This window comes from Streptomyces sp. SID3343 (assembly GCF_009865215.1).
Lineage (GTDB): Bacteria > Actinomycetota > Actinomycetes > Streptomycetales > Streptomycetaceae > Embleya.
The window spans coordinates 1-5016 of the sequence record NZ_WWJX01000151.1; the positions used below are offsets into that span (position 1 = coordinate 1).

The window sequence follows — 5016 nt, forward strand, 5'->3', positions numbered from 1 at the left end:
CCCGGCCTCGGCGTCGGCGAAGAACACCGAGGCCTGGCGGGCCAGTCCGTCCCGTCCGGCCGGCGCCGCGACGCCCACCACCCGGTAGGTGGTCGGCGCCTGGGTCGACTGCACGGTGACCGTGGCGCCCACCCCGACGCCGGCCCGGCGCGCGAGGTCGGCGTCCAGCACGATCTCGTCGCCCGCGACCGGCGCCCGCCCCTCGCGCAGCGCGAACGGGGTCAACCGGGCCGACTCCCACGCGTGTCCCCACGCCGTGTCGGCGGTCTCCAGGGCGCGCCCGGTGGAGGTCAACACGTGTGCGGGAAAAGTGAGTTCGGGAACGACTGCGGCGACGCCCGGCAGGCCGCGCAGCCGGTCGACGGCGGTCGCGTCCAGCCAGGCCCGCTCGGTCAGTGCCTTGGACTTGACCTTGGTCTTGCCCTTCTTCACCTTGGTCCAGTGTGTGTTCTGGTCGGCGGTGACCACGACGTCGGCGTCGGCGTAGCGCTCGACGCGGATCTTCCCGCGCAGTCCGGTCTCCAGGAGCGCGCCGCACGCGGTGACCAGCGCCGCGGCGCACAGCAGCGCGACGAACGCGCCGGCGAAGCCGCCCTTGCGGGCGCGCAGGGTTCGCAGGGCGAGGAACAACATCAGGCCCACGCACCCAGGTGGGTCATCCGGTCGGCGATCCGGTCGGCACCGGCGCCGGCCATCGTGTCGACGATGCGGCCGTCGGCCAGGAACAACACCTGGTCGGCGTAGGACGCGGCGATCGGGTCGTGCGTGACCATCACGACCGTCTGGCCCATCGAGTCCACGGTGTCGCGCAGCAGCGTGAGCACCTCCTTGGCCGTCACCGAGTCGAGCGCGCCGGTGGGTTCGTCCCCGAACACCACCTCGGGCCGGGCCACCAGGGCCCGGGCGATCGCGACGCGCTGCTGCTGACCGCCCGAGAGTTCGGCGGGGCGGTGCTTGGTACGCCCTGCCAGGCCGACCCGGTCCACCACCTCCTCGACCCAGCGCCGGTCGGCCCGTCTGCCGGCCAGGCGCAGCGGCAGGGTGATGTTCTCCCACACGTTCAGCGAGGGCATCAGGTTGAACGCCTGGAACACGAACCCGACGCGCTCACGCCGCAGTTCGGTCAGCCGGGTCTCGTCCATCGAGGACAGGTCGGTGCCGCCCAGCCGGACGGCCCCGCTGGTGGGCCGGTCGAGTCCGGCGGCGCACTGCAGGAAGGTGCTCTTGCCCGACCCGGACGGGCCCATCACGGCGGTGAACGTGCCTCGTCGGATGCGCACGCTCACGTCGCGCAACGCGGTGACGGCGGCCGTGCCCTTGCCGTAGATCTTGCCTACGTCGACGAGCGACACGGCGGCGGTGGACGAGCCGGCGTCGACCGACGACCCGGTTTCGGCCCGCGATCCGGCGTCGGATATATCGGGTGCGGTCATGGTGGGTGCCGTCCTCGGTTCTCAAAAGCCTCTGTGGGTATGCCAATTGCCCATGCGGTCGAGCGCGGACCGCGTACGCGCGCGGTCCGGCGCGGACCCGCTCACCCGCCGTCGTCGAACAACGCGCCTTCACCGCCGACACCGTCGCCGTCCCCGTTGCTCTCACCGTTTGCGTCCCCGTCCCCGTCCCCGTCCCCGTCGCCGGGCACGGCGTCCGGCGCGGGAAAGGCGACGAACCGGGTAAGCACGGTCCGCGCGTCGGGAGGCAGCGGCCCGGTGCGCTTGTAGCGGTTGAGCAGCCCGATGTACTCCTCGAAGAACTCGGCCAGCTCCGCCGGCGTGACGTGGATACTGCCGCGCGAGTGAGGCAGGGCGTCCACCCAGTTCTCGTCCTGCGCGTACTGCGTCTGGGCACGGTCGAACGCCTCGAGGTCGGCCGCGAACGCGAGCCGGTTGACCTCGTCGACGACCGCCCGCATCCGGTCGCTCTGCTCACTGCGCGGCGGGAAACGCAGGTCGCGCCGCACCGCGCGCCACCACCGCTCCCGCCCGTGCGCGCTCGGGTCGACGAAGTCCTCGACGAATCCGTGTCGCGCCAACTCCCGCAGGTGGTAGCTGGTCGCCCCGGTGTTGAGGTCGAGCGCGCGCGCCAGCGACGCCGAGGTCGCGGGCCCACGCGCCTGGAGTTCTCGCATGACCAGTTGCCGGCGCGGGTGCGCCAGCGCCTTGAGCGCTGCGAGTTCGCGGATCTCACGATCGGGGGGCGTCACCATGAGTGCACAATAACCTATGCACAGATGATTGTGCACAGGGAATTGTGCACTCCCGGCGCAGGTGTCCCGAACAAGCGGGTCGACCGCGTCGGCTCAGCTCGTCATCGCGACCAGTTTCGTCACCGTGTTCCAGTTGCGCACGGTCGACTCGACCGTCAACCGCCGCCCCAGGATCGGCGTCAGCCTCGTCTTGCCGAGCCCGTTGGGGAAGTACATGTACAGCTCGCGCCCGGCCGCGACCAGCTCGTCAGGGGCATAGACCGCCGGGTCGAGCGCCGCCAACTCCGCCGGATCCGGATCCGTGACCAGGAACGCCACCGCCGACTTCGACGCGTCGCGCACCTCCAGCGGATTGCCCGCGAACACCGCCCGCAACTCGTCGGCGGTCCGCACCATCACGGTCACCGCGAACCCGGCCTCCGCCAGGATCGCCGCCTCGATCGCGGCCTCGATCTCGACGGTCGGCCGCTCGGGCCCGGCGAAGACGGCGTTCCCGCTCTGCAACAGCGTGGCGACGTCCTCGAAGCCGATCCCCTCCAGCCACCGCCTCAGATCGGCCATCGGAATCCGGCGATGCCCACCCACATTGATCCCCCGCAACAACGCCACGTACTTCGTCACCACACGTCCTCCGCAGGCAGACGGAACACCCCGGTGGGCACCCCTGCCCGAGATCATCCCGTCGCGAACCGAACCTGTCGGCGACCCCTCCCCCGCCGAAGCCACGCAGATCCGCCCGGGGCCGACAACGCGCCGACCCGAAGCCCTCACTGCCGAGCCCCCAAGCCGCAGAGCCGTCGAGCCGCGGCGCCGTCGAGCCTGCACCGAGCGCACCCGCCACCCACCCCGCCGATGCCCCACCCGCCCACCCCTACAGTCGCTTCCATGACGATCACCCCGAACCTCACCGTCACCGCCGGCGACCTCACCCACACCTCGGCCCTGCTGTTCGCCTACTACAACGCCACCGCGGCCGAGCTGGACCGGCCAACCTGGGAAAGCCCGGACCGACTACCGACGTATTTCCGCGTCGACCACGACGACCCGGAGAGCTACTACGCCCACCCCGGGGCCTACTTCACCGCCGACCTCGGCGACGGCCCGGTCGGTGGCGTCGGCGTCCGCTTCCTCGACCCGGGCACCGCCGAGGTCAAGCGTCTGTACGTCGCGCCCGAGGCCCGCGGCCACGGCGTCGCCCGCACCCTCATGGACCGGCTGCACGCCCACGCCAAGACCGCCGGGGCCGGCCGCGTCGTCCTCGACTGCCTGCCGCAGCGCACCGGCGCGATCGCGCTCTACGCATCCCTGGGCTATCGCCCCATCCCGCCGTACCGCGACGACCACGGACCCATCGAGCTCGCATGCTTCGAACTCGCCCTCTGACCCGACAGCCGCACCCGAACGCCCCACCGGCACACCGGCACACCGACATGCGGACATGCGGACATGCCGACAACGCTCCGGAAGCACTCCGGAAGCAGCCGAAAGGAGATCGCGAACCCGGCCGCCGAACACTCCCGAACCCGCCCACCGTCCCCCATTTGCCGTAACTCTCCATATCGCTTCTCCGCACGATCGGGGGGATTTCGCACTTTGCCCTCCCTCACGCGCCGCAGGCGTTCTAAGGTCACCCCGTTCGGTGTCACCCGTACGGAAGGGGCCGGTCGTGACCCGAGGAGGCATCGGTGCGGCACGTGTCGGCAAAGCGCTGGGGCTCGTCCCCCGCCAAGTCCGGCTCGCCGCCCGTACAGGACTGCTCGCGCAACACCAGGACGGCACCTTCGACGCCGACGCGGTAGCCCGCGCCGCCGCCGACCCCGTCCCCTTCCTCACCGCGCTGAGCCGTGAGGAGCCCCTCACCGCCGGCGAGGCCGCGCACCGCCTGGGCATCAGCCGCGAACGCTTCCGCCGCGTCGCCGCGTCCGCCGCGCTGCCCGTCGTGGACCGCCTCCACCAGAGCCGCCACGGCCGCGACCTCGAAGTGCGCTACTACCGCACCGCCGACGTCGACACCCTGCACCCGCACATCGTCGCCGACCGCGAACTGCGCGAGGCCGCCCGTACCGTCGCCCGCTCGCTCGCCGCCACCAAGGCCGCCGCGACCCGCGCGCACAACCGCGAACTCGCCCACAACGCGCGCCTGTACCTGGCCGGCCTGGCCCCCGACGCGGACACCGACCCCGCCGACACCGTCGCCTTCACGTGCGCGCTCGCCTACCTGCACGGCACCGTCCCCGCGCGGCTGCGCCGCTTCATGGACGACCCTCGGGTGCGCGACATCACCGAGATCGCCCAACAGTGCCGGTACAAGCCGGCCGAGATCGCCGACCTGCTCACCGCCGTCACCCCACGCGCCCTGACCGCGCTGCGCGCCCTCGCCCGCCCGCACCGGGTGTGGGCAGTGCTCGGCGTCACCGCCGAGGAGATCGCCCACCACGTCCCCTCCATCGGCCGGCACATCGCCGCGGAACGCCTGCGCGTGCTCGCCGACACACCACCGCACTGGCTGCTCGAACTGCACGCCGACCGCGAACTCGAACACGCCACCGCGGCCGTCACCCGCTGGCTCGACCGCGAATGGCACGCGCAGCAACGCCGCGCCGAAGCCGTGTGCCGGGCAGCCGAAGCGGTCATCGACCACATGTCCGACGACGCCGTCGCCGAACTGTTCGGGGTGCCGGTGGATTTGATCCTGGAACTGCGCCCGCGCAGCAACAGATGGACGACGGCCTACGTCGAGGAACTCCTGCATACGCGGCCGCTGTGGCTGCGCAGCGCCCACCTCGCCCGCGCCGAGATCGCCCGCCGTG

At 71.9% G+C, this 5016-nt stretch carries 6 protein-coding genes; 2 read left to right on the forward strand and 4 right to left on the reverse strand.

Annotated features, from left to right (window positions below):
* From GT354_RS05275 to GT354_RS05290, 4 genes are all read right to left on the reverse strand, one after another.
* The coding region (locus GT354_RS05275; protein WP_346011864.1) for an ABC transporter permease at positions 1 to 633 on the reverse strand (633 nt) is incomplete at its 3' end.
* A complete protein-coding gene (locus GT354_RS05280; RefSeq protein WP_161355000.1) occupies positions 633 to 1433 on the reverse strand; it encodes an ABC transporter ATP-binding protein in 801 nt (266 codons plus the stop codon). The genes GT354_RS05280 and GT354_RS05275, both read right to left, overlap by 1 nt.
* Before the next feature lie 101 nt (positions 1434 to 1534).
* Positions 1535 to 2206 (reverse strand): helix-turn-helix domain-containing protein, encoded by a 672-nt coding sequence (locus GT354_RS05285; protein WP_161355001.1) that lies wholly within the window; start codon positions 2204 to 2206, stop codon positions 1535 to 1537.
* 93 nt (positions 2207 to 2299) lie between these two features.
* Positions 2300 to 2827 (reverse strand): DUF1697 domain-containing protein, encoded by a 528-nt coding sequence (locus GT354_RS05290; protein WP_346011865.1) that lies wholly within the window; start codon positions 2825 to 2827, stop codon positions 2300 to 2302.
* A 264-nt stretch (positions 2828 to 3091) separates the two neighbouring features.
* Between GT354_RS05290 and GT354_RS05295 the strand changes: the two genes are divergently transcribed.
* Positions 3092 to 3589 (forward strand): GNAT family N-acetyltransferase, encoded by a 498-nt coding sequence (locus GT354_RS05295; protein ID WP_161355003.1) that lies wholly within the window; start codon positions 3092 to 3094, stop codon positions 3587 to 3589.
* 283 nt (positions 3590 to 3872) lie between these two features.
* On the forward strand, positions 3873 to 5016 hold a 1144-nt coding region (locus tag GT354_RS05300), incomplete at its 3' end, for a hypothetical protein (RefSeq protein WP_161355004.1).